The sequence below is a fragment of the Pseudoalteromonas sp. SG43-5 genome (assembly GCF_014164345.1).
Lineage (GTDB): Bacteria > Pseudomonadota > Gammaproteobacteria > Enterobacterales > Alteromonadaceae > Pseudoalteromonas > Pseudoalteromonas distincta.
Genome location: NZ_JACJFA010000001.1, coordinates 23,974 through 47,141 on the forward strand (window position 1 = coordinate 23,974; position 23,168 = coordinate 47,141).

General features: G+C 39.2%; 21 protein-coding genes. 11 read left to right on the forward strand and 10 right to left on the reverse strand.

Going from position 1 to position 23,168, the window contains the following annotated elements; genetic code table 11:
* Positions 1–218 precede the first annotated feature (218 nt).
* From thrC to H5161_RS00120, 4 genes are all read right to left on the reverse strand, one after another.
* The gene (gene thrC, locus H5161_RS00105) at positions 219–1,502 is read right to left on the reverse strand and encodes a threonine synthase (RefSeq protein ID WP_182720671.1); all 1,284 of its coding nucleotides are present in this window, start codon (positions 1,500–1,502) and stop codon (positions 219–221) included.
* 11 nt (positions 1,503–1,513) lie between these two features.
* Positions 1,514–2,449: a homoserine kinase gene (thrB, locus tag H5161_RS00110; RefSeq protein ID WP_024596294.1), complete on the reverse strand. Its 936-nt coding sequence runs from the start codon at positions 2,447–2,449 to the stop codon at positions 1,514–1,516.
* A 9-nt stretch (positions 2,450–2,458) separates the two neighbouring features.
* Entirely contained in the window at positions 2,459–4,876 is a 2,418-nt protein-coding gene (thrA, locus tag H5161_RS00115) for a bifunctional aspartate kinase/homoserine dehydrogenase I (protein WP_138489567.1), read from the reverse strand.
* Between the two features lie 228 nt (positions 4,877–5,104).
* On the reverse strand, positions 5,105–5,473 hold the full coding sequence (locus H5161_RS00120; RefSeq protein ID WP_024596295.1) for a response regulator: 369 nt from the start codon (positions 5,471–5,473) through the stop codon (positions 5,105–5,107).
* A gap of 355 nt (positions 5,474–5,828) precedes the next feature.
* Between H5161_RS00120 and H5161_RS00125 the strand changes: the two genes are divergently transcribed.
* Together H5161_RS00125 and rdgC are read left to right on the forward strand one after the other, a co-directional pair.
* Positions 5,829–7,598 carry a sensor histidine kinase gene (locus tag H5161_RS00125; RefSeq protein ID WP_024596296.1) on the forward strand — a complete coding sequence of 590 codons (1,770 nt, stop codon included), beginning with the start codon at positions 5,829–5,831 and terminating at the stop codon, positions 7,596–7,598.
* A 461-nt stretch (positions 7,599–8,059) separates the two neighbouring features.
* A complete protein-coding gene (gene rdgC / locus H5161_RS00130) occupies positions 8,060–8,977 on the forward strand; it encodes a recombination-associated protein RdgC (protein ID WP_002962662.1) in 918 nt (305 codons plus the stop codon).
* 356 nt (positions 8,978–9,333) lie between these two features.
* On the opposite strand, the gene H5161_RS00135 is transcribed toward rdgC, so the two are convergent.
* The gene (locus tag H5161_RS00135) at positions 9,334–9,570 is read right to left on the reverse strand and encodes a YgjV family protein (protein WP_002962663.1); all 237 of its coding nucleotides are present in this window, start codon (positions 9,568–9,570) and stop codon (positions 9,334–9,336) included.
* 287 nt (positions 9,571–9,857) lie between these two features.
* On the opposite strand from H5161_RS00135, the gene H5161_RS00140 reads away from it, so the two are divergent.
* On the forward strand, positions 9,858–10,514 hold the full coding sequence (locus H5161_RS00140) for a Crp/Fnr family transcriptional regulator (RefSeq protein WP_002962665.1): 657 nt from the start codon (positions 9,858–9,860) through the stop codon (positions 10,512–10,514).
* 65 nt (positions 10,515–10,579) lie between these two features.
* On the opposite strand, the gene H5161_RS00145 is transcribed toward H5161_RS00140, so the two are convergent.
* Positions 10,580–11,146, reverse strand: a complete 567-nt coding sequence (locus tag H5161_RS00145; protein WP_182768472.1) for a phosphoribosyltransferase — start codon at positions 11,144–11,146, stop codon at positions 10,580–10,582.
* 183 nt (positions 11,147–11,329) lie between these two features.
* Positions 11,330–12,625, reverse strand: a complete 1,296-nt coding sequence (gene pepB / locus H5161_RS00150) for an aminopeptidase PepB (protein ID WP_002962668.1) — start codon at positions 12,623–12,625, stop codon at positions 11,330–11,332.
* 123 nt (positions 12,626–12,748) lie between these two features.
* Here pepB and sfsA point away from each other — a divergent pair, with 123 nt between their 5' ends.
* The 8 genes from sfsA to H5161_RS00190 all read left to right on the forward strand — a co-directional run bounded on the left by sfsA (position 12,749) and on the right by H5161_RS00190 (position 19,178).
* The gene (gene sfsA / locus H5161_RS00155) at positions 12,749–13,468 is read left to right on the forward strand and encodes a DNA/RNA nuclease SfsA (RefSeq protein WP_182768473.1); all 720 of its coding nucleotides are present in this window, start codon (positions 12,749–12,751) and stop codon (positions 13,466–13,468) included.
* A gap of 308 nt (positions 13,469–13,776) precedes the next feature.
* Entirely contained in the window at positions 13,777–14,220 is a 444-nt protein-coding gene (dksA, locus tag H5161_RS00160) for an RNA polymerase-binding protein DksA (RefSeq protein ID WP_002962671.1), read from the forward strand.
* A 20-nt stretch (positions 14,221–14,240) separates the two neighbouring features.
* Positions 14,241–15,185, forward strand: coding sequence for a tRNA glutamyl-Q(34) synthetase GluQRS (gene gluQRS / locus H5161_RS00165; RefSeq protein WP_182768474.1), 945 nt, complete (start codon positions 14,241–14,243; stop codon positions 15,183–15,185).
* A gap of 78 nt (positions 15,186–15,263) precedes the next feature.
* On the forward strand, positions 15,264–16,745 hold the full coding sequence (pcnB, locus tag H5161_RS00170; protein ID WP_220493452.1) for a polynucleotide adenylyltransferase PcnB: 1,482 nt from the start codon (positions 15,264–15,266) through the stop codon (positions 16,743–16,745).
* A gap of 4 nt (positions 16,746–16,749) precedes the next feature.
* Positions 16,750–17,235 (forward strand): 2-amino-4-hydroxy-6-hydroxymethyldihydropteridine diphosphokinase, encoded by a 486-nt coding sequence (gene folK, locus H5161_RS00175; protein ID WP_182768475.1) that lies wholly within the window; start codon positions 16,750–16,752, stop codon positions 17,233–17,235.
* A 30-nt stretch (positions 17,236–17,265) separates the two neighbouring features.
* Positions 17,266–18,060 (forward strand): 3-methyl-2-oxobutanoate hydroxymethyltransferase, encoded by a 795-nt coding sequence (gene panB / locus H5161_RS00180; RefSeq protein WP_002962679.1) that lies wholly within the window; start codon positions 17,266–17,268, stop codon positions 18,058–18,060.
* Positions 18,060–18,908, forward strand: a complete 849-nt coding sequence (gene panC, locus H5161_RS00185; protein ID WP_024597167.1) for a pantoate--beta-alanine ligase — start codon at positions 18,060–18,062, stop codon at positions 18,906–18,908. Before panB ends, panC begins: the two co-directional genes overlap by 1 nt.
* A gap of 33 nt (positions 18,909–18,941) precedes the next feature.
* The gene (locus H5161_RS00190) at positions 18,942–19,178 is read left to right on the forward strand and encodes a hypothetical protein (RefSeq protein ID WP_002962684.1); all 237 of its coding nucleotides are present in this window, start codon (positions 18,942–18,944) and stop codon (positions 19,176–19,178) included.
* A 70-nt stretch (positions 19,179–19,248) separates the two neighbouring features.
* On the opposite strand, the gene H5161_RS00195 is transcribed toward H5161_RS00190, so the two are convergent.
* From H5161_RS00195 to phoB, 3 genes are all read right to left on the reverse strand, one after another.
* Positions 19,249–20,217: a PstS family phosphate ABC transporter substrate-binding protein gene (locus H5161_RS00195; protein WP_002962686.1), complete on the reverse strand. Its 969-nt coding sequence runs from the start codon at positions 20,215–20,217 to the stop codon at positions 19,249–19,251.
* Between the two features lie 115 nt (positions 20,218–20,332).
* A complete protein-coding gene (gene phoR / locus H5161_RS00200) occupies positions 20,333–21,640 on the reverse strand; it encodes a phosphate regulon sensor histidine kinase PhoR (protein ID WP_002962688.1) in 1,308 nt (435 codons plus the stop codon).
* A 65-nt stretch (positions 21,641–21,705) separates the two neighbouring features.
* Entirely contained in the window at positions 21,706–22,395 is a 690-nt protein-coding gene (gene phoB, locus H5161_RS00205) for a phosphate regulon transcriptional regulator PhoB (RefSeq protein ID WP_006791869.1), read from the reverse strand.
* Between the last annotated feature and the right edge of the window lie 773 nt (positions 22,396–23,168).

Below are 23,168 nucleotides of genomic sequence, written 5' to 3' on the forward strand. Positions count from 1 at the left end.
GCTTTAAACGACTCTTTGCCTACGCTCTTAAGTTGAGGATATTTAAACAGGGATTGAAACTATTTCACAGACTTTTTAAGATGATATTTTCTTATAAAACCATAACGATTTTAAATGAATGCTATTTCCTACATTTAATTAGTAAATGCAACTCACTAGATTTAAAAGCCTAAAGTTATAAAAAAAGGCGGCTTAACCGCCTTTTTGAATTAATTAACTTAGCCAAGTTTAGCAAGTATTTCTGTACGTAATGCGTCGTAATCGGCCTTTATATCGCTTGCTAGGCATGGTTTTGCTAGTGCGTCGCTAAGTGGTTTTGGCATACCTAATTCAATATTTAAAATACCCTCTACGCTTTCTTTAAACTTAGCAGGGTGAGCTGTGGCTAAAAAGATGCCCGCTGCACCAGGCGCTCGATTTTCAACAAGACCTTGGTACGCAATAGCAGTGTGAGGCTCTGCAACATAACCCGTTTGTTGAATTTTTTTCATCACCGATTGCGTGTCTTCCTCGTTTACGCTAGTTGAATAAAAATTATCGTAGCTAAACCAGTTATTATCTAACATTGTTTGCACACGCGGCCAGTTGTTTGGCTTACTTACATCCATTGCATTTGAAAGCGACTCAAGTGTTGCGTTTGGCGTCCAGGTTTTATCAAGCATAAAGCGCGGCACAGTATCATTTTGGTTGGTGGTTGCACTTAATTTACCTACAGGTAAGCCAATAACCGCACCAATCATTGCAGCACATACATTACCAAAGTTGCCACTTGGCACTGATATATGCGCTGTTGCGCGTTTTTCTTTTGGTAGTTGTGCAATGGCCTCAAAGTAATAACAAACCTGAGCAACTAAACGGCTAATATTAATTGAATTAGCAGAATTAAGCCCAAGTGTTGATTTAACTTCTTCATCTAAAAAGGCATTTTTAACCAACTCTTGGCAATCATCAAAACTGCCATCAACTGCGTAACAATGAATATTGTTACCTAACGTAGTAAATAGCTTTTGCTGAGCAAGTGAAATTTTGCCTTTAGGATATAAGATGACAACATCGATATTCGGCTTGTTATAAAAAGCATGTGCAACGGCTGCACCAGTATCGCCCGAAGTTGCGGTTAAAATAGTTACTTTTTCATCTTTATTAAATTGCGCTAAACACTCAGCCATAAAGCGACCACCAAAGTCTTTAAACGCAAGCGTAGGACCATGAAACAACTCTAAGCAGTATGTATTCTCTTCAACTTCCACCAGCTTAACTGGAAAGTTAAATGCATTTTTAACCATTTGTGCCACAGTGTCGCTAGGCAGCTCATCACCAATTAGGTGAGATAATATTTTGCCACTGCGTGTAACAAAGTCCATATCAAGCAAAGCATGAACATCGGACAGTGGGGCAAGGGATTCAGGGAAAAACACACCTTGATTACGACCCAAACCTGTTTTTACGGCTTCAACGAACGACACTTTTTGTGAGCTATCTTTTAAATTATGTAATTGCATGACTACCTATCCTATAAAACTGTTAATTGACGCGTGCCGTCGTTATCTAATTTACAAATGTGGCAAAAGCCTTGCTCGTTAATGTAATTTGCCTCTAACCACTGCGCGCATTGCTTTGCAGCTTCAAGTGTTTTACATACACTAAACAAGGTAGGTCCTGCGCCCGAAATACTCACTATTTCAGCGCCCAACGCTGGTAAGCTTGCTTTGGCTTCACTAAAACCTTTAATAAGCGGTGCGCGGTAAGGTTCTGCTATTTCATCTTTCATTATGCTCAGTGCATCGTCAAAACGATTAGTCAACAGTAAGCTACTAAATGCCGATAAACGCTGTGCAAACTCAACACTTGCATGCATGCTCAACTCTTTTGGTAAAACCGAGCGCGCTTTTGCAGTGTTGAGTGAAAAACCAGGGAACGCAGCAACGTAGTACCAATTTTCATCAACAGGCAGTGCAATCGATTTATCAGGGATTAAATCACCTGTTAATTGCAAACCACCTAAATAGCATGGCGTGATGTTGTCGTAATGACGACCACCGCTCACTACAGCTTCAAAGTCAGCCATAAGCTCAATAAGCTCAACCTGACTTAAGTTAGTTTGTGCAAACTTATCAAGGGCAGCAAAGGTAGCCACGACCGAGCATGCACTAGAACCAAGTCCAGATCCAATTGGTAAATTCTTTTTAAGCTCGAGCTTTACGCTTGGCATATCAGGCGCAACATGCGCTCTAAAATGTACTAAACACTGGTACGCTAAGTTTTCATTCGCATCACTTGGTAACTTGTGAGCGTAGTCGCCAGTGCAAATAAATTCGTCACTTGGTGCTGCACTTACAACGGCTACATCGCCTAATAAACTACCATCAATTGGCGCAAGCGCTGCGCCAAGTGCATCAAAACCTACTGCAAAATTACCAATAGACGCCGGAGCATATACTTCAATCATAACGAGCTCCTAGCGCGATAGCGTTTTTAAAATATCAGCAAATACACCCGCTGCTGTTACTTCAGAGCCGGCACCATAACCACGAATTACAAATGGACGTGGCTGGTAGTATTGGCTTAAAATAGCAAGCGCGTTTTCGCCATCGCGAATTACATTAAGCGCATGTTTTTCATCAACAGCCTCAATACCTACTTTACAGTGACCTTCTTTAATTGTACCTACATAACGAAGTACCTTTCCTTCGCTCGCAGCACTTTGAATGCGGTCATTAAAATCAGCATCTAGGCTTGGTAGTTTTGCCATAAACTCATCAACGCTATCACCTTGTGCAAAACCTTGTGGTAATACTGACTCAACTTCAATATCGCTTAGCTCCAACTTCATACCGGCTTCGCGAGCAATGATCAGTAACTTACGTGCTACATCGGTACCCGATAAATCATCACGAGGATCTGGCTCAGTAAAACCGCTTTCTTTGGCTTTAATAGTTGCCTCAGAAAGTGATAAACCATCTTGAAGTGCGCCAAACATATACGAAAGTGAGCCTGATAAAATACCGCTAAACTCTAGTAACTCATCACCGGCACCAAATAATGACTGCAAGTTATCGATTACTGGTAAACCTGCACCAACGTTAGTTTCGTATAAAAATTTACGATTATTCTTTTGCGTAGCAGCTATTAAATCTTGGTAATACGTGTATGAGCTTGTTGTCGCTTTTTTATTAGCTGCAACCACATGAAAACCTGCATTTAAAAAGTCTACATACTGCGCAGCAAGTGCATCTGAAGATGTACAATCTACTAATACCGGATTCACTAAGTGGTTTTGCTTAACAAATTGCTCTACTAATTTTAAATCAAATGCTTGCTCAGATGAGGCCAATTTTTGCTGCCAATCACTAAAAGCGATGCCTTCGTTATCAAGGTGTAATTGACGAGAGTTAGCAACACCATACAAGTTAAGTTTAATATTACGCTTTTCAAGCCAAGCTTGCTGACGTTCAAGCTGATTAATAAGCTCTTGCCCTACTAAGCCACAACCTAGTAAAAACACATCAATTGACGGCACATGCGTGAAAAAGTTTTCATGGCATATTTTTACAGCGTCATTACATAACTCACCATCAATTACCGCAGAAATAGCACTTTCTGTAGAATCCTGTGCAATTGCCACAATATTTACTTGCGCTTGTGCAAGCGATGCAAAAAACTTAGCCGCTAAGCCTCGGTGTGCGCGCATGTTGTCGCCCACTAAAGTAACAATGGCTAAATTACGTTGTACTTGTACAGGCTCAATAAGCCCTGCTTGTAATTCAAGCTCAAATGCAGTTTGTAGCGCATCGAGTGCAAGTGCTAGGTCTGTTTCGTGCACACAAAAACTAATACTAAATTCACATGATGATTGCGTGATCAATACAATTGATACGTTATCGTGAGCAAGCGCGTTAAATACCTTAGACGCCATGCCTACTTTACCTTTCATGCCTGGGCCTGAAACAGTTAACATTGCAAGGTCTTGTAAGCTAGAAAGCGCTTTTACGGGCTCATCAGATGAATAATCGTTACCAATTAATGAGCCTTGTGCGTCTGGGTTATGCGTATTTTTAATTTCACATGGCACGCCTGCTTTAGCACACGGTAAAATTGTTTTTGGGTGAAGTACTTTTGCACCAAAGTAAGAAAGCTCCATCGCCTCTTTATAAGATAAAAAATCTACTTTAGTGGCTTTTTTAATATAGCGAGGATCAGCGCTATATACGCCATCAACGTCAGTCCAAATTTGGCAAATCTCAGCTTCTAAACATGCCGCAGCAATAGCTGCTGAGTAATCTGAACCATTACGGCCAAGCGTCGTAAGCTCACCTTTATCATTACTCGCCGTAAAACCAGGCATAATATAAATAGTTGCAGGGTTTTCTTTAAGCACAGCTTGAAAGCGAGCTTTACTTGCCACTAAATCAGCTTCTGCATCAATGTAGCCACCAGTTGAAGCAATACAGCTTGTTGCTTCTAAGTACCTTGCATCTTGTGAGCTCAATAAAGCCTGCATTAAAGAAACGCTAACGCGCTCTCCAAAGCTAATTACAAATGCGCGAACTTGATCAGGGCAACACTGTATAAGCGACACGCCATCTAATTTATTTTTAAGCTCGCCTAGGTCTGGCCAGCTTGTAACGACTACGCCACTTTTTTCAACGTCAGCTTTTAAGCCTTCACAACGACTCGCTAATGCTTGCCATTGCTGCGAAAAATCTAAGCCTTGCTCTGCAGCACTTGCAAGTGCAACTAGCGAATCGGTCATTCCACCTGGAGCAGAAAGCACCAATAACATTTCATCTTTTAATTGTGCTTTAACTAACTGAGCTACCTGTTGTAAGCATGCATAATCGGCAAGTGAAGACCCACCAAATTTTAAAACTCGCATTGTTTATGTTCCTCATCCCATAAAACGAAAAAAGGCCTGTGTTCTAAGTGAACACAGGCCTTTAAATTTGTTGCACCGACCTATGCCACTATCCAGTAAGAATGATGGTTGTAATAATAATGGTCAGTACGCGATTAATTGTTTTCATATGTTAAGACTGCCTTAACAAAGGCTATGCTGTCAACCCTAAATTAAAAGATAAAACAGCCTTTTTTAACATGAAAAAACCTAATGAATGCCAAATTTATGCAATATTTCATTCAAGCTTGATTTATTAATAGGTTTATCAATAAAATCAATTGCGCCAAGTTGGGCGACTCGTTGCTTCATTTTTTCCTGTATATCAGCAGAAATAACCAACACAAAGCACTCTATTTTTTCTGTTTTTATAGTTTCAAGTACTTGTATACCATCAACCTCTGGCATGGTGAGGTCTAGGCACAGTAAATCAAAGTTTTGTGCTCTTAAAAGATCAAGGGCGTTTGCTCCATTTATAGCTTGTTGTATATCTGCGTCTATACACTCATTTAAACACCGCACGACTTGTTTACGAGCAACAGCAGAATCATCACAGACTAATATCGAAAATTTCATCATGTTTACTACTACACAACCATCAAAGTTATTAAAAGACCATCTTTCTTTGCACTCAGGACACTTTAACACGCATCTAAATACTTAGCGCATTAATAATTCAATGCAATGATAAATATAGAATTAACTCATTTAAATATGATTAACGAAACTAAATTCTAATCAAACTTACAAAACTTAACGTCTAACAAATTTACTAATTCATAGCTGAGTTTAATTACATTAATACTACATACCGACTTAATTAGATTTATCTTATTAAATTTTAACTTTTTTATTTATTTTTAGAGGTTTATTGACTAACTTTTAAATTACAATAGTAACGTTACAAAAATAACAAAGGATGAACAAGTCACTCATGTTACAAAAAAGCCTTTCTAAGAAGCTGCTAACAAGCGTTTTATCCGTTTATTTTTTGCTTACCTTCGTAGTGACTTGCGGACAGGTGCTTGCTGAATATCTCAATACTAAAGACTATATACGTGATGAATTAAGTACATTACAAAAAACCTTTAGTCGTAGCTTAACACGTGCAATTTGGGAGCTTAATACCAAGCAAACAATTACAACAGCAGAAGGTTTACTCGCCATTCCCATGATTGAAGGGATTATTGTTCGAGACGACAGCGGCGAAATTATTTCACAGTTAGGGCGCTCGCTCGACATACATAAGCTATATAACCAACAGTTAGTACAAGAAGAAGCTATTTTAGAAGACGCGAAATCCGGTCTGTTTGGTTACACCTTTCCACTTATTTTTGAATTTTCTGGCCGTGCTACCCAAGTGGGCGACGTTACCTTGTTCTCTAGCCGAGAAGTTGTTTTAAGCCGAATTATGGTATCAATCTACTTTTTGATTGGTAATGCGATGATTAAAACTACCTTTTTAATCATTTTATTTTTAATGGCATTTAGAAAGCTTCTTACAGATCCCTTAGCTGAGCTTACTGAGCAACTAGAAAACCTAGAATTAGATGAGCTAGAAGGACAACACATAGAAATAGAAACAGAGGAGCATAACGAACTAAAAGTAATGGAGCAGTCGTTTAACAAACTAATAGATAAAGTGGTTCAGTACAGAAAAGAGCTTGAGCACACCCAAAAAGAACTTATTATTAGTAACGAAAAGCTCGATCATCACAACATACAACTTGAGCAAGACGTAGCCCGTAAAACATCAAACTTAAGCCAAGCAATGATGGAATTACAACAGCAAAAATACGAACTTGAGAAGCAAAAAATTGTGCTCACTGAAGAAATAGACTTACGCCGCAGCACAGAGCAAGAGCTAATTACAAAACAAACTGAATCTCAGCGTTATATAGAGGAATTAAGCCTTGCACAGGAACGTTTATTGGGCACAGAGAAGATGGCCGCACTAGGCGGGCTTGTGGCGGGTATTACGCATGATATTAACACCCCTATTGGGATAGGTGTAACGGCAATATCGTTTTTGCAAGAACGCTTAAATAAACTCGAAAGTGCTTATAGTGAAAAAACACTTTCACCAAAAGCACTAGAAGAATTTATTAACGAAGCAAAACAAAGTACAAGCTTGTTAACCACTAACTTAGATAGAGCCTCAGAGCTTATTGCTAGCTTTAAGCAAATAGCGGTCGATCAGGCCAGTGAAGCTGTAAGAACTATTAACTTTAAAGATTACACTAACGAAGTAATACGCTCACTCCATCCAAAACTAAAAAAGACATCCCATACAATAAAATTAGAATGCCCTGATGATTTAGTTTTAAATTTACCGGCAGGCGCCATCAGCCAAATTTTTACTAACTTAATTATGAATTCACTCATTCATGGCTTTGAAGGTAAAAGCAACGGTGTGATGGATATCAAAATAAGCGCAGATGACACTAACTTAACGATTGATTACAAAGATGACGGTAACGGAGTTACCAGTGAGCAATTGAAAAAATTGTTTGACCCATTCTTTACGACTAAACGCGATGAGGGCGGAAGCGGATTAGGTACCCATATAATGTTTAACTTAGTTAAACAAACTCTTAGTGGATCTATTGATGCAACGAGTGAACCTGGTAAAGGTCTGCGTTACTATATTCAATTTCCAAAGAACATGGCTAAGCCAATGCCTATTTTTGATAAATATGAATAAAAAAGTATATGCATTAAATTATTAGGGCGTGTTGTTCTTTGGTGGTTGAATTTACAGCAATATGTTTGGTTTTTAGGCAAGGCAGAGCCTATGTAGTGTGGTTATTCCCCATAAGTAGGCGATAACGCAGCATAAATACCAAACATGCGCTGCCCTTTGAGCTCGATCTAGGGACGATTAACTCTTTGTTGCCTACATGGATGTAGGTAAGTGGCGTGAGCAGGACGCGGAAGCTTTGCTCGGTTTTTACTTATTCTTACATGGGTGTAAGCCAGTAGGGTAACGCAGGAGCAGTTACTTAGCCCACTAGGTTACAAACCTCGCGCTGCGATTTAACCTTCCTTGGATTGAACAAATTTCAATCCATAAAGTTCAACACGCCCTAGTAACAAATCAGTCATTTCGAGATGCTGTTTTTATTGCTATGATTGGACAAATTTTTCAAATGGATCAATTCCCCTATGTGGTTTAGTAACCTTATTTGTTACCGCTTTAAGCAAGACGTTTCATACACCCAAGAAGATTTTGATAAAGCATTAGAGCAAGATTTATTTCGCCCATGTACTGGTCAAGAGCTTGCAACATTTGGTTGGACGAAAGCGTTTGGAAAGCATGGCGAAACACTATCGCATTTTTCTCAAAAAAGTATTTTAGTTTGCGCAAAACGTGAAGAAAAAGTACTCCCTGCTTCTGTTATCAACGAACTAGTTGCTGAGAAAATTGATCAGATAGAAGCCGAAGAAAACCGCCCTGTTAAAAAGAAAGAAAAAGACGAATTAAAAGAAAACATTCTTCATACTCTTCTACCCCAGGCATTTAAAAAGTCGAGCTTACAATTTGCCTTTATTGACCAAGAAAATGGCTGGGTGGTTGTAAATAGTGGCAGCTTTAATAAAGCTGAAGAGCTACTGGCACTACTTCGTAAATCGTTAGGAACGCTCCCAGTTGTACCTGCGTTTGCTAACTACGACCTAGATGTATTCTTAACTGATTGGTTAACTAACTTTAGTACACCAGAAGGCTTTGCTATTGGCTCTGACGCTGAGCTTGAAGAAGCTGACGACAGCGGTGCACAAGTAAAACTAAAAGGCCATGATCTGGCATGTGATGAGGTTAAATCGCACTTAGAAAGTGGTAAACGCGTAACTAAACTGGCACTTGATTGGCAAGAACGCCTTAAGTTTATGCTGCAAAACGATGGCTCTATCAAGCGTTTAAGTTACTCTGAAACTCTAAAAGAAGAGAACGCAGATATTCCTAAAGAAGATATGGCTTTAAAACTTGATGCTGACTTTATTTTAGCTTCTGAGGAAATAAAGCAATTACTTGAAGAACTAACCGCTGGCTTAGGTGACGTTGAAGATTTAGAAAAAGCGTAAATACCACAACCTACATAAATATTTAAGCGCTTTGAAGCATTAAATAGATTCATATATAAGCAGGTTGGTATAACAGATAAAAAATCCGATAGCAGTTTACTGCTATCGGATTTTTTAATGGAATTTTTAGAAGCACTTATTTATATATTTGTTATCCGCGAACAGAATTTAGCTAACGTTCGGCGTATTAAAACCTAAGGTAATCATCTTTTAAGTAAGAGCTTACAGCAAGGTTCAAAGAAAAGTTATGTAGAGTGATATGAGATTATCTGTATTCACTTCAAGCCGGAATGCACAAAAAACTGAAGTTTTGATTTTAATTGAAATCATTAACTTATTTGTGCAGATAACTTATTTTAGCTTTTAGCGTCTTCAACTTTAGGTTGGCGATATATTTTTATAATGTGGTATAAATTTACAAGCGACAATAAGCCGTTGGTAAAAATAACAGGTACTGCGCCAATGGCAACACCGTATGCAGTAAATACAATACAACCAAACATGTTGTACCAACGCAGTTTTACTACATCTGTCATTGTTAACGATGCAACCAATAAAGCTGATGCAATATAGCCTAAATATTCCCAACTCAATTGTTCTCTCCTAGCCTTTAGGTTAGCATTACATGTACTGCTAACTTATGGCACTTATAAGTATTGCAAAGTTACAACAAAATAAAAAAGCTAACTTGCTTAAAAACCTGAAAAAGTTTGCCGGAAAATACCAGCAAATTCTTAAATCATTACACGGGAAATGAAGGTAAAATAATACTATTAGCAAAGCTAATAATATTAGTAGCAAGTTAGCGTAAATTCTTAGTGTCTTAATGCTAACGTCATTAAGATGTAATAAATAGGACAAATGTCCGAAGAGCACATTGATGTTTCAATACCATTTTTCTAGTTACCTTGTTGATCAGCTTTTAACCTTTGCCGGTAGTAGCTATCAACAATCAAAAAAAGAAGTTCTGATCCATCAAGATCAGCCTTTAAGCAAGCTTGTGCTTGTACGCAGTGGCACTGTGTCGTTTAGTTACGACGTAGGTAATGGACGACGCCTGCTGTTAGGACAATTGGATTGTAACAACACCCTTATTGGTGAAATAGAAGCGCTAAATAATAATCCGTGTATTTATACGGTAACGTGCTTTAGCGATGTAACTTATAATCTTATTGAATTAAGACATTGGCGTGCTCTGCTGCTTGAAAAACCAGAACTGAGTTTATACACCGCACAAACTATTGCGGCTAAATTTCAGGAAAACCAAAAAATCAATTTAGATAAGCTACTACTACCATTGAGCTACAACATAGCCAAAGATTGCTTACTAAGAGCCGAGAACAACAACCCTACGCTACTTAGAGCCTATCCAACTGTAAATGCTGAAGCCGAACGCTTTGCTACCACTGAGCGAGCTTACAGACGTGTTGTTACAGAACTTGTCGAAAAAGGCTTGGTACTTAGAAGTAACGATGGCTTACAAGCAGTCGATATACCAAAGCTAAGTGAATACGTAGATAGCTTTGCTCAACTTTAAGTTATTTAAAATTTACCCATAAAAAAAGGCCTTAACGGCCTTTTTCTATTTATACAAATTACTGATTACTTCTCTAGCAAAATGTCATGAATTTTCACAAGATCAGATTTACCTGCAATAATTTCATCCGGTGTTAAACCCGATAGTTCATGCGGGAACACTAACCACTCTTCAGACTCATGAATATAATAATCTGGAACAGTGTTTACTTTTGAGTTTTTTGGCTTGTAGTACGGACATGCAATACGAATATCACGTGGCAAGTTTAAGCGCATAAGCTCTGAAAGCTTTTCTTTTAATGCAACAATACTACGACCAGAGTCAAATACATCATCAACAATTAATAATGAGTCGCCTGCATTTGCGTTCTCAACAATGTAATGCAAACCGTGGACTTTAATTTCTTTAGATTGTTTACCAATACCGTAATAAGACGATGTACGTACTGCAATGTGGTCAGTCTCAATGCCTTTATAATCGTAATATTCTTGAACAGCAATACCGATCGGTGCACCACCTCGCCAAATACCAATAATAAAATCAGGACGAAAGCCATCTTGGTATACTTGTGCCGCTACGCGGAACGAATCTTCAAGCAGCTGTTGAGCTGTGATGTAGCACTTATCTGACATAATTAGAAACCCCAGTGGTGGATATAAGATTTGAGCGCAGCTTAGAGTTAAGCAAAAATTAAACTCAAACAGGTATTGGCGACGGATTTTACCGCAAATGAAATAAAATTGCTTGCCTGTAAATTAAAAAATAGGCACCCAAAGGTACCTATTTTTAGTGTAAAAAGCATAATTTAGTAAATATTATGCTTTTTCTTGTAGGGTACGAGCAACCGTACGCATACCTTGAGTTGTTGCGCCCGCTGCCCATTGGCTTGTACTGCCCATGTTAAAAGCAGCCGCTAAATCTATGTGCACCCAACCTTTGCCATCGTTTGGCACAAAGCGTGATAAAAAGCCTGCAGCATTCGATGCACCGCCGTAACCGCCACCCTTTTGTGCACGGCTATTTGCCGTATCAGCATAAGGAGATGGGCAGTTTTGTTGATGCCATTTTTCAAGAGGCAGTGGCCAAGCAGCTTCCATTTCTTGAGATGCAAAACTTTCAACTTCACGTGCAAGTTCTTTATCAAGTGCAAATAATGCATTGTACTCTTGGCCAACAGCAACAAGCGCTGCTCCAGTTAGTGTTGCTGCATCAATGATAAGTGGAGCGCCAGTCTCTCCTGCTGCCATTAAGCCATCAGCAAGTACTAAGCGACCTTCAGCATCCGTGTTTACAATTTCAACTGTTGTGCCATTTTTGTAAGTAAGAATGTCACCTAATTTGTATGCATGACCCGAAATTAAGTTCTCAGCACAACATAAAAACAGCTTAATACGTTTTTCAATACCACGGTTAATAGCCAATGCTAAACCTGCTGTTACTGTTGCAGCGCCGCCCATGTCGCACTTCATACCAAGCATACCTTCGCTTGATTTAATTGAGTAACCACCTGAGTCAAACGTAATACCTTTACCTACAAGCGCAGCACTTACTGGTGCATTTTCGTCGCCTGTTGGGTTGTAATCAAGCTCAAGCAATACTGGTGGGCGAACACTACCGCGACCAACTGCATGAATACCAATCCACTGTTGTTCTAGTAACGCATCACCTTTAATAATTTGGTAACTTACATGTTCAGGCGCTAATGATTGAATAAACTCAGCTGCTTTTTCAGCTAGGCTTTCTGGGTATATGTCATCGGCAGTACCGTTAACCATTTCACGTGCCCAAATTGCTGACGTTTTTAAGTGAGCAAGTTCTTTAATATCTGATTGTGCGTTATCAACAAACTCAACACCGTTTAATGATTTTGGTGTTACAAAGCCTTGGTAAAAAGCCCACTGGCTTTCTGTACACCAAGTATCACCTGCTAATTCAACATTTTTAACGCCTTGGCTTGCAATAGTACGGCCTGCTTTTTGAACATTTTTTAATGTGTCTTGCTCAGATAAATGAACAGTTGCACCGCGCTCGTTAAAAGACAATGACGCATTATCGCCCCAATGACTCGCTGCTGCTTGTTCGCTTAGTTGAACAACAAATTTTTCACTCATGTTAGAATTCCCTTGCACTTAAATGTGCCACCGAGTTTACTATAGAGCGCTTAAGTTCCCAACAGCTTGAGATAAATAACATAAATCACACTGCTGAGCAGTGTTTACGCTTTGGAAGTTATTATGAAGTACACGCCAGCGCTGCAACCAGCCATATTATTAAAGCGCTACAAACGCTTTTTAGCTGACTTACAATTAAGTGATGGCAGCGAATTTACCGCCCACTGTGCAAATACAGGTAAAATGACGGGATGCGCTGAGCCAGGCTTTACTGCTTTTTATTCAACGAGCGATAACGCAAAACGAAAATACCCGCATTCATTAGAGCTTACGCAAAATAACTTATCGCAGCTTATTTGTGTAAATACAGCGGTGGCTAATAAAGTAGTTGAAGAAGCAATAAACAATAATGTGATAAGCGAGCTACTCGACTACAGTCAATTGCAAAGCGAAGTTAAGTACGGCAGCGAAAACAGTCGTATCGACTTTTTACTCACAGACGAAAATAAGCCCAATTGTTATGTAGAAGTTAAATCAGTCACATTATTAAGCGAAGATACACCACAAAGCGGGCAAGGCTACTTTCCTGATGCGCAAACAGTGCGTGGACAAAAGCATATTCGCGAACTAATAGAAATGATCGAACAAGGCCACCGAGCAGTATTACTGTTCGCTGTTTTGCATGAAGGAATAAATACCGTAAGTGCAGCTGCGCATATTGATAAAAAATACGCCACGTTATTAAACCAAGCAATAATAGCCGGTGTTGAAGTATTAGCATACAAAGCCAAAATTTCAGCTAATGGAGTCTTACTTCATAAAAGAATAGTATTTATAGAATAGTGTAATAAACCAAGAGATTGAACTAAGCGTAATTTACAAAGCACTCTAATTATAGAAAGTGGTAAAAAGTGAATTATAAAAATTAACTTGCTTTTGAAGCTTTTGCCCATATAACAAGGCAAGTTTTAGAAAGCGAATATGTGAATTAATTAAAAGTGTAAATAAACTATTAATACACTTTTTTACTCAGTAAGCATGGTTGAAGCTAATTCGATTAATTAAAAATAAATTTGCCTAGGGTATAAGATTCTGTTATTTATACCGCCGGCTAATGCTGAGGCATTAAATTAAGGATTTAGGAGAGAGTTATGCCAGACCAAAAGAAACATGGTTTATTGGCTCAAGCCGGTTTAGAACCATACCAAGAAAAACCAGGCGAAGAGTACATGAATGATGCACAACGTGCTCATTTTAGAGCAATTTTAGAGACTTGGCGTAACGATTTACGTAACGAAGTTGATCGTACTAAATCGCACATGCAAGACGAAGCTGCTAACTTTCCTGACCCAGTTGACCGCGCTGCACAAGAAGAAGAATTCTCTTTAGAACTTCGTACTCGTGACCGCGAACGTAAATTAATCAAAAAAATTGAAAAAACAATTAATTTGATTAAAGAAGATGATTTTGGCTTTTGTGAGTCTTGTGGCATCGAAATTGGCATACGTCGCTTAGAAGCACGTCCTACTGCCGATTTATGCGTAGACTGTAAAACACTTGCAGAAATCAAAGAAAAGCAATCTGGACGCGGCTAATTAAAACTTATTAGTTAGTTATGTCTCCTACAGCCGTTACCGCGCCTATGCGTAAATATCGCGGTCGTTTTGCGCCGTCTCCTTCTGGGCCATTACATTTTGGCTCACTTGTAGCGGCTGTGGGTAGCTACCTAGATGCAAAAGCTAATCAAGGAAAATGGTTAGTTCGTATAGAAGACATTGACACTACGCGCGTGGTTAAAAACGCCGACTCCGATATTCTAAATACCTTACAAGCCTACGCCCTTTATTGGGATGAACCTGTTGTATACCAAACACAGCGCCTGTCTTTATATCAAGATATTACCCACTCACTTTTAGAGCAAAACCTTGTTTATGGTTGCACCTGTACTCGCAAGCTAATAAAAGCCATTGGCGGTATTTATCAGGGGCATTGCAAAGCACTTAATCATCATACTCAATCCGGCGCGCTTCGTTTAGTTCAGCAACATCCAACGACTCAATTTAGTGATTTAATTCAAGGTGATATATCGGTAAATAGTGCATTATCCCACGAAGATTACTTAATTAAACGCAGTGACGGTTTATTTGCATATCAACTTGTTGTGGTCGTCGATGATATCGATCAAAGTATAAATCGAATTGTAAGAGGCGCAGATTTAATTGAACCAACAGCTCGGCAAATTAGTTTGTTTAAACAACTCGACAGCCCTGTACCTGAATTTGCTCATTTACCTTTAGCGGTTGCCAAACCCGGTTTTAAACTATCTAAACAAAATTATGCCCCCGCCATTTGTAAGCAAAATCCAAAGCCTGCTTTAATTAGCGCTTTTGAATTTTTAGGGCTACCTGTTATAGCTGATTTAAGCGACTTAAATATAGAACAATTAATCGATTGGGGAATTAAAAACTTTAGCTTAAAACAGGTCCCCCAAGTATCCGAAATACAAATTTCTCAACATCCACATAGCCAGAAAGTCCAATTTACACATTTAAGTAAATAAAATAGCTAAAAACGGCTTAATTTCAACACATCAACTTAATTTTTAAACCCTGCTGGTATATGATAGCCGCCTAAATATATGCTAATTACGTCAAACAGCTTGTACTGGGTTATAACCGCCCTATTTGCTGTAACTTTTGATTGCGATGCAGAGTCAATCACACCTTCTAGGAGACAGACTATTATTTCCAAGCTTTTTCAATTTTGCCGACAAATAATCGGCCCGAATACCAGTGCCGAAAGCGCTTCTGTAAGCAGTGAACCTATTGTTGTCACTCGTGGTGAGCATGGTATTTCTCGCAAACAATTTAGCCCAAATGCAATCAAAGTATTATACCGCTTAAAAGACGGTGGCTACGATGCCTACCTTGTTGGTGGTTGTATTCGCGATATATTGTTAGGCCAACAGCCAAAAGATTTTGACGTAGTTACTAATGCAACTCCAGATCAGGTAAAAAAACTATTTAGAAACTGTCGCCTGATAGGTCGTCGCTTTCGTCTAGCACACATTGTATTTGGCCGTGAAATTATCGAAGTGGCAACAATGCGTGGCCACCACGAAGCGCAAGAAGACAAAAATCAAATAAGCCAATCAAGCAATGAGGGCCAACTACTACGTGATAACGTATTTGGCAGTATTGAAGAAGATGCAGAGCGCCGCGACTTTTCAATCAACGCACTTTATTACTCAATTAAAGATTTTAGTATTCACGATTACGCCAACGGCTTAGCGGCAATTAAAGCTAAACAAATCGAGCTTATTGGCGACCCTGAAACGCGTTACCGCGAAGACCCTGTTCGTATGTTACGTGCAGTACGTTTTGCCACTAAGCTTGATATGAGCATTGCGCCTAAAAGTGAAAAGCCAATTAGCGAGCTTGCAAGCTTGCTTGATAACATTCCGCCAGCTCGTTTATTTGAAGAAATTCTTAAACTGTTTTTAAACGGCAAGGCCGAAGCTAACTTTTTAATGCTGCGTAAATACGGCTTATTCCGCTCACTTTTTCCTGAACTTGATAAAATTTTAGATAAAAACCCAAGTGGCTTAGAGCACACGCTTATTCAGCAAATGTTTCAAAATACCGACAAGCGTATTAATGCCGATAAAAAAGTAACACCGGCGTTTATTTTTGCTGCCCTACTTTGGTTCCCACTGCTTGAGCGCACTAAAAAAATTCAAAGCCAAGAGCAATTATCTGAATACGATGCTTTCGCACAAGCAATGAATAAAGTACTAAGCGATAATTCACAGCATATAGCTGTTCCTAAGCGCTTTACTTTAGGTGCTCGCGATATTTGGCATATTCAGCACCGCTTAGATAAACGTGCTGGCCAACGTGCATACAGGCTAACGCAACAGCCTCGCTTTAAAGCCGCTTACGACTTTTTACTCTTACGCGTAGATGCAGGCGAAACTCAGCATACAGAGCTTGCTCAGTGGTGGACACAATACTTAAGTAAAGATACAAACGGCCAAAAAGAGATGGTTAAAAGCTTAGGCCATCAAGGTGGTCCTAAGCCGCGAAAGCGCCGTCGTCCTACTAAAAAGCCAACTGAGTAATAACATGCATTGTGTTTATTTGGGTTTAGGTGCCAACCTAAACTCACCAAAAGAGCAGCTTGATAACGCGATAATTGCGCTTAAAAAGCTGCCTAATTGTGAATTTGTAAACGTATCGCATTACTATGCAAGTAAGCCTATGGGCCCACAAGATCAACCAGACTATATCAATGCCGTAGCCTGTATTAAAACGTCCCTTGCTCCAGAGCAATTACTTGATTTAACACAAAGTATTGAGCTTGAGCATGGTCGAGTAAGAAAAGCTGAGCGTTGGGGTCCACGCACACTTGATATCGATACCCTATTATTTGATGATCAAATTATAAATACGGCGCGCTTAACCGTGCCTCATTATGGTTTGAGTGATCGCGAGTTTGTGGTTTACCCACTATTAGAGCTTGCACCTGAACTTATTTTACCTAGCGGCATTGCATTAAAAACCATTGCAAATAACTTACCGCTCAACGACTTACAACAATTACCTCTGTAATTAACCTAGGCTTTTGCCTGCGAGGATATTATGTCTAAAATAACCGTTTCTACTTTAAATAAAATGAAAGCAGAAAATAACAAAATTACTGCATTAACAGCCTACGACGCTAGTTTTGCAAAGTTATTTCATGATAACGGCGTTGAAGTTATTTTAGTGGGCGACTCATTGGGCATGGTACTACAAGGCGGCGATGACACCCTTGGCGTAACAAATCAAGATATTGCATATCATACCCGCTGTGTACGCGCTGGTAGCCGCGAATTATTTGTAATTGCTGACTTACCTTTTATGACCTACTCAAGCGTTAGTGATACCTGTAAAAATGCAGCTGAGCTTATGCGCGCTGGCGCAAACATGATTAAACTTGAAGGCGGAGAGTGGCTTTACGAGAGCATTAAAGCACTCACTCAACAAGGTATCCCAGTTTGCGGGCATTTAGGCCTTACACCACAGTCAGTTCATGTATTTGGTGGCTTTAAAATACAAGGTCGCGAAGAAGATAAAGCACAAAAAATGATTGATGATGCGAAAGCACTTGAAGCTGCTGGCGCGCAATTATTAGTACTTGAGTGTATTCCAAGTGCCCTGGCAAAACGCATTACAGACGCTTTAAGTATCCCAACTATTGGTATTGGTGCAGGCAGCTTAACTGACGGCCAAATACTGGTAATGCATGACCTGGTTGGTATTTCGGCAGGTTACATTCCTAAATTTTCTAAAAACTTTTTGCTCGAAACAGGCAATATGCCTGCAGCCGTTCAAAAGTATTGTACAGATGTTAAAAGTGGCGCATTTCCAAGCGCTGAACATGAGTTTAAATAATGCAATCAATAACTGAAATCAGATCGTTACGTAGTCAAATTAAAGCATGGCGCCAAGCAGGTCTTAGCGTGGCGCTTGTGCCAACAATGGGCAACTTGCACCGTGGGCATTTTTCGCTAGTAGAAAAAGCAAAAAACTTGGCCGACAAAGTCGTTGTAAGTATTTTTGTAAACCCAATGCAATTTGGTGCTAACGAAGATTTAGATAACTATCCTCGTACGCTAAACGAAGACAAACAAGGCCTTGCTGAACTAGGCACTGATATTGTATTTACCCCAAGTGTAGAAACAATCTACCCTAACGGACTGGGTGCACAAAGCTTTGTAGATGTACCTGACATTTCATTAGGCTATTGCGGTGGCTCACGTCCAGGTCACTTTAGAGGTGTTGCAACAATCGTAACTAAGTTATTTAACTTAGTGCAACCAGATTACGCCTGCTTTGGTGAAAAAGATTTTCAGCAACTACAAGTAATCAAAACTATGGCACGCGACTTATCAATTCCGGTTGAAGTCATTGGTGTACCTACAATGCGAGAAGTTTCTGGCCTTGCTATGAGCTCACGTAATGGTTACTTATCTGATGATCAAAAAGCGACTGCAACCGTATTATTTAAAGCCCTTAATACGTGCGCTGAGCAACTTAAAAGTGGCGAGAAAGACTTTGTAAAACTTGAAAGCTTAGCTAAACAAAGTTTAGAGAAAGCAGGCCTAAAACCAGACTATTTTGAGATTGCTCAACGAGATACATTAAAAACTGCTACAATCGAAGATACTCAATTTGTTATTTTAGCCGCAGCCTATTTTGGTGGTGTTAGATTGATCGACAATATCCAAGTCGAAATTTAATATTATTGCGACTCCATTTTAAGGATAAGAAGCATGCACTCTTTAATAAAAACAAGCGTAGTCGCCCTTACTTTTGCACTATTAGCAGGTTGTCAAAACCAAGTTGAAAACCCTGAAATGAATCAGTGTGCTCAACAAAACTACCAGTGTGAAAGTAGTTGTGAACAGCAAACAACTGCTGAGGGCTTAAAGCAACAAGTATGCTCTGGAAAATGTGTTGAGAGCTATAATCAATGTAAAGCACAAGCCGAAAAATTAGGTAATATTTAATTCCTAAAAGTTTTTAGTTTTAGGCACAAAAAAACCGCTCAATGAGCGGTTTTTTATTGCTTATAGTTTATTAATTTAAACCAAGCTTCTTAAGTTCTGTTTCTACTAGCTTTGCAGAAAGAGGTACATAACCATCTTTTTCTACAATTTGCTGACCATCTTTTGAAAGTACCATTTTTAAGAATTGCGCTTCCATTGGAGACAACGGCTTGTTTGGGTGCTTATTCACATAAAGGTATAAAAAGCGAGATAATGGATATTTACCTTGTGCAACGTTATCAAGTGTTGCATCAACAAAGTTATCGCCTTTTTTAGCTAGCGGTACTGTACGTACGCCCGATGTTTTATAACCTATACCTGAGTAACCAATTGCATTTAATGAAGATGAAATTGACTGTACTACTGATGCAGAACCCGGTTGCTCATTTACGTTATTACGGAAATCACCTTTACAAAGTGCTTTCTTTTTAAAGTAACCATACGTACCTGATACTGAGTTGCGTCCGTAAAGTTGCACATCTTTAGCTGCCCAATCACCTGTTAGACCAACATCGCTCCAACGGTTAACTTGTTCTGGTGCGCCACATTTACGAGTAGATGAAAAGATAGCATCTACTTGGTCAATACGAAGACCTTCAATTGGGTTATCTTTATGTACAAATACAGCAAGTGCATCAATAGCTACGCGAACTTCTGTTGGCTTGTAACCGTAACGTTTTTCGAACGCTTCGATTTCTTTAGATTTCATTTTACGGCTCATTGGACCTAGGTTAGCTGTACCTTCGGTAAGTGCCGGTGGAGCAGTAGAAGAACCTGCTGCTTGAATCTGAATATTTACATTTGGGTAAATACGTTTGTACTCTTCAGCCCAAAACGTCATCATGTTGGCTAAAGTGTCAGAACCTACTGATGAAAAGTTGCCTGAAACACCACTAATTTTTTGATACTCAGGAATATTTTGGTCTAGAGCAACTGCTTGTGCAGATACGAAAGTTGTAACAGCCACACCCATTGCGGCAACTAAGTTTTTAAATTTCATGTAGAGTTCTCCGGTTTGTTCGTTCCATTTTCTAACTGCTGCCCACTCTAAAGTGAGTACATGACAGTTACATTACTCTTAAATGACACTTTTATGACTTGACCTATTAGCTTAATTATTTAGTCAGCGAAACTATCTTATCTATTGAAAATTCAAAAGAAAAACACGATCCTTTGTTAACTTCACTGCGAATATTTAATTTACTATCATGGCGAGTTAACACATGTTTTGTTATAGCGAGCCCTAAGCCTGAGCCACCTGTTGTTCTACTGCGAGCTTTATCAACACGATAAAAACGCTCAGTTAATCGGTTAATATGCTCAGGCGCAATACCATCACCATTATCGGTAACACTAAAACACGCTTTATTGTTTTTGCGCTGCCAGCAAACTTCTACTTTACCGCCTGGTTTTGTGTAATGAATCGCGTTGAATACTAAATTAGAAAACGCACTACGCAGTTCATCCTCAGAGCCTTTAATATCAAGGGTTTTATCAATATCAAAAATAAGTTCGTGGCCTTTGTCTTGATTAATTGAGTTTGCTTCAGTGTGAATATAACCAAGTAATTGCGGTACATTTATAGCTTTATCGTTGTCTTGGCGCCGTGCACCTTCAATACGCGAAAGCGATAATAATTGGCTGACTAAGCTATCCATGCGCTTACATTGTTCAAGCATGGTATTTTGCGCTTTGTTCCACATTGCTGGCGGCGGCATCATGTCGCCATCCATCATCTCAAGATACCCTGTAACCACTGTAAGCGGTGTACGTAGTTCATGCGACACATTGGCTACAAAGTCTTTACGCATCTGTTCAAGCTGTTTTAAGCGCGTTACATCACGTACCACAACCATAAGTTGCGTACTTGCATATGGCATTACCCTAAACTCAAGCACCTGCTCAATACTATGACCATTATCCAGCTCAAGCGCATCGTCAAATTCGCCTTTGTGCATGTATTTAGCAAACTTAGGTTCGCGAATTAAATTATCAAGGCGCTGACCATGATCCGTAGGCCACTGCAAACCAAGCACTTTAAGGGCTAGTTGATTACACCACACAATACTTAAATCATTTTGTAATACCACAACCGCATCAGGTACCGCTTCAGCCCCATCGCGAAAGCGACGAATTAAATCTGCAAGCTCATTACGTTTTTTACGATTACGATGCTGGAGATGATAAATACCTTCGAACACTTGCTCCCATGCCCCCTCACCCTCTGGCGGATTAAAGCTACGTTGATTAAGTAGCCAATCGCTCAAACGATAAAGTTGATGGTAGTGCCAAATAAGGAGAGAAAAAGATCCTAAAAATAAAAGCAAAAATGGCGCGCCAACCAGCACACCAATTAATAGTAAGGGTAAAAAATAGATAAACAGGCGTTTAACTAACGCCTGTTTATTAACAACTCGATACATACACTCACTTTACCTTAGAGTAGTAATACATGCGTATTTTACACATTAGCTAAGCTTTAAGCTGATCACAGCTTACTTGAAAAACGATACCCAGCGCCACGTACTGTTTGCACCAAACGGTCATGTCCAAGTGGGCCAATTGCTTTACGCAGGCGACGAATGTGCACATCAACCGTGCGATCTTCTACGTAAACGTTAGTTCCCCACACATGATCAAGCAGTTGTTCACGGCTATAAACACGTTCTGGGTGAGTCATAAAAAAGTGCAGTAATCTAAATTCGGTTGGCCCCATATCAAGCTCGTTACCTTCTGAGGTAACACGATGCGAAATAGGGTCTAAACGCAGGCCATGTACTTCAATAGCTTCTTCTAATGAGGTTGGCGATACACGGCGAATAACCGCTTTAATACGTGCCATAAGCTCTTTAGGAGAAAACGGCTTAGTGACGTAATCGTCAGCACCTACTTCAAGGCCGCGTACTTTGTCTTCTTCTTCGCCGCGAGCTGTAAGCATAATAATTGGGATTTGGCGGGTGTGTTCGTTTTGCTTAAACTTTTTAGCAATTTGAATACCGCTTCCACCTGGTAACATCCAATCAAGTAAAACCATATCTGGGTAAGGTTCAACCATAGCTGCAATAGCAGAGTCGTAATCTTCTGCTTCAATTGCTTGAAATCCATTTTGCTCTAAAACAAAAACCAACATCTCCCTGATAGGAGCTTCGTCATCTACGACTAGTACTTTACGTGACATTCCAATTTATCTCTTACGCTATCGAATTAGTTTTCATTATTATGACTAAGTATGACATTTTTATGAAAGTGTAACGTGTAAATTAAAATGGTGGTAAAAAAAACACAAATTAGTGACAAAAAACCTCATTAACGTCATATTTTTAAAACCTTTTTAATATTTAACGTAATAAAAAGAGATTTACGATAAATTTATGTAATAGCTAACTTTTTGAAATTATCTTTTTTGTATCGCTATTTAAACCACTAAACAATATTAAACTAGCTGGGATCATTGTTTTACTAACCAAGACATTTTTACAGATCGATCGTTTAAAAGTAGCTTTAAAGCCCTTTTAAAATCAACAAACTCGTCTGTGTAACAAACAATACGTTCAAAAATAGATCTAAATTTTACTAAGCCCCAAATAAAGGATCAGATTTTTACCAAGCCGATCCCCCCTCAGATCAGAGTTGTACCTAGTCAAAGCAATAAGTTGTTGATTGTTTGTACAAATAAATAACGATCAAATTATCTCAGAGCCCAAAATAGCATTAAAGTGTATTTGGCTTAGTAAAGTAATGATCCGAAAAAGGCTGTGTTAGTAAATGCGTGATCCCAAAATTCCGCGTTGGTAATGCAGTGATCTGATCAAAAAACCGTAATCTGTAATATAAAAAGGGCTGACATTAAAAAAGCCAGCAACAAAGTTACTGGCTTAGGGCCTGTTGACCTTTCAGGATTAAAATTTGTTCAATCTAGGAGCGATTTAATCGCGGCGTGAGGTTTGTAAC

Coding starts and splice junctions, on each gene's coding strand:
- thrC (WP_182720671.1), bottom strand. CDS start 1,502: ATGCAATTACATAATTTAAAAGATAGCTCACAAAAAGTGTCGTTCGTT.
- thrB (WP_024596294.1), bottom strand. CDS start 2,449: ATGATTGAAGTATATGCTCCGGCGTCTATTGGTAATTTTGCAGTAGGT.
- thrA (WP_138489567.1), bottom strand. CDS start 4,876: ATGCGAGTTTTAAAATTTGGTGGGTCTTCACTTGCCGATTATGCATGC.
- H5161_RS00120 (WP_024596295.1), bottom strand. CDS start 5,473: ATGATGAAATTTTCGATATTAGTCTGTGATGATTCTGCTGTTGCTCGT.
- H5161_RS00125 (WP_024596296.1), top strand. CDS start 5,829: ATGTTACAAAAAAGCCTTTCTAAGAAGCTGCTAACAAGCGTTTTATCC.
- rdgC (WP_002962662.1), top strand. CDS start 8,060: ATGTGGTTTAGTAACCTTATTTGTTACCGCTTTAAGCAAGACGTTTCA.
- H5161_RS00140 (WP_002962665.1), top strand. CDS start 9,858: ATGTTTCAATACCATTTTTCTAGTTACCTTGTTGATCAGCTTTTAACC.
- H5161_RS00145 (WP_182768472.1), bottom strand. CDS start 11,146: ATGTCAGATAAGTGCTACATCACAGCTCAACAGCTGCTTGAAGATTCG.
- pepB (WP_002962668.1), bottom strand. CDS start 12,625: ATGAGTGAAAAATTTGTTGTTCAACTAAGCGAACAAGCAGCAGCGAGT.
- sfsA (WP_182768473.1), top strand. CDS start 12,749: ATGAAGTACACGCCAGCGCTGCAACCAGCCATATTATTAAAGCGCTAC.
- dksA (WP_002962671.1), top strand. CDS start 13,777: ATGCCAGACCAAAAGAAACATGGTTTATTGGCTCAAGCCGGTTTAGAA.
- gluQRS (WP_182768474.1), top strand. CDS start 14,241: ATGTCTCCTACAGCCGTTACCGCGCCTATGCGTAAATATCGCGGTCGT.
- pcnB (WP_220493452.1), top strand. CDS start 15,264: ATGCTAATTACGTCAAACAGCTTGTACTGGGTTATAACCGCCCTATTT.
- folK (WP_182768475.1), top strand. CDS start 16,750: ATGCATTGTGTTTATTTGGGTTTAGGTGCCAACCTAAACTCACCAAAA.
- panB (WP_002962679.1), top strand. CDS start 17,266: ATGTCTAAAATAACCGTTTCTACTTTAAATAAAATGAAAGCAGAAAAT.
- panC (WP_024597167.1), top strand. CDS start 18,060: ATGCAATCAATAACTGAAATCAGATCGTTACGTAGTCAAATTAAAGCA.
- H5161_RS00190 (WP_002962684.1), top strand. CDS start 18,942: ATGCACTCTTTAATAAAAACAAGCGTAGTCGCCCTTACTTTTGCACTA.
- H5161_RS00195 (WP_002962686.1), bottom strand. CDS start 20,217: ATGAAATTTAAAAACTTAGTTGCCGCAATGGGTGTGGCTGTTACAACT.
- phoR (WP_002962688.1), bottom strand. CDS start 21,640: ATGTATCGAGTTGTTAATAAACAGGCGTTAGTTAAACGCCTGTTTATC.
- phoB (WP_006791869.1), bottom strand. CDS start 22,395: ATGTCACGTAAAGTACTAGTCGTAGATGACGAAGCTCCTATCAGGGAG.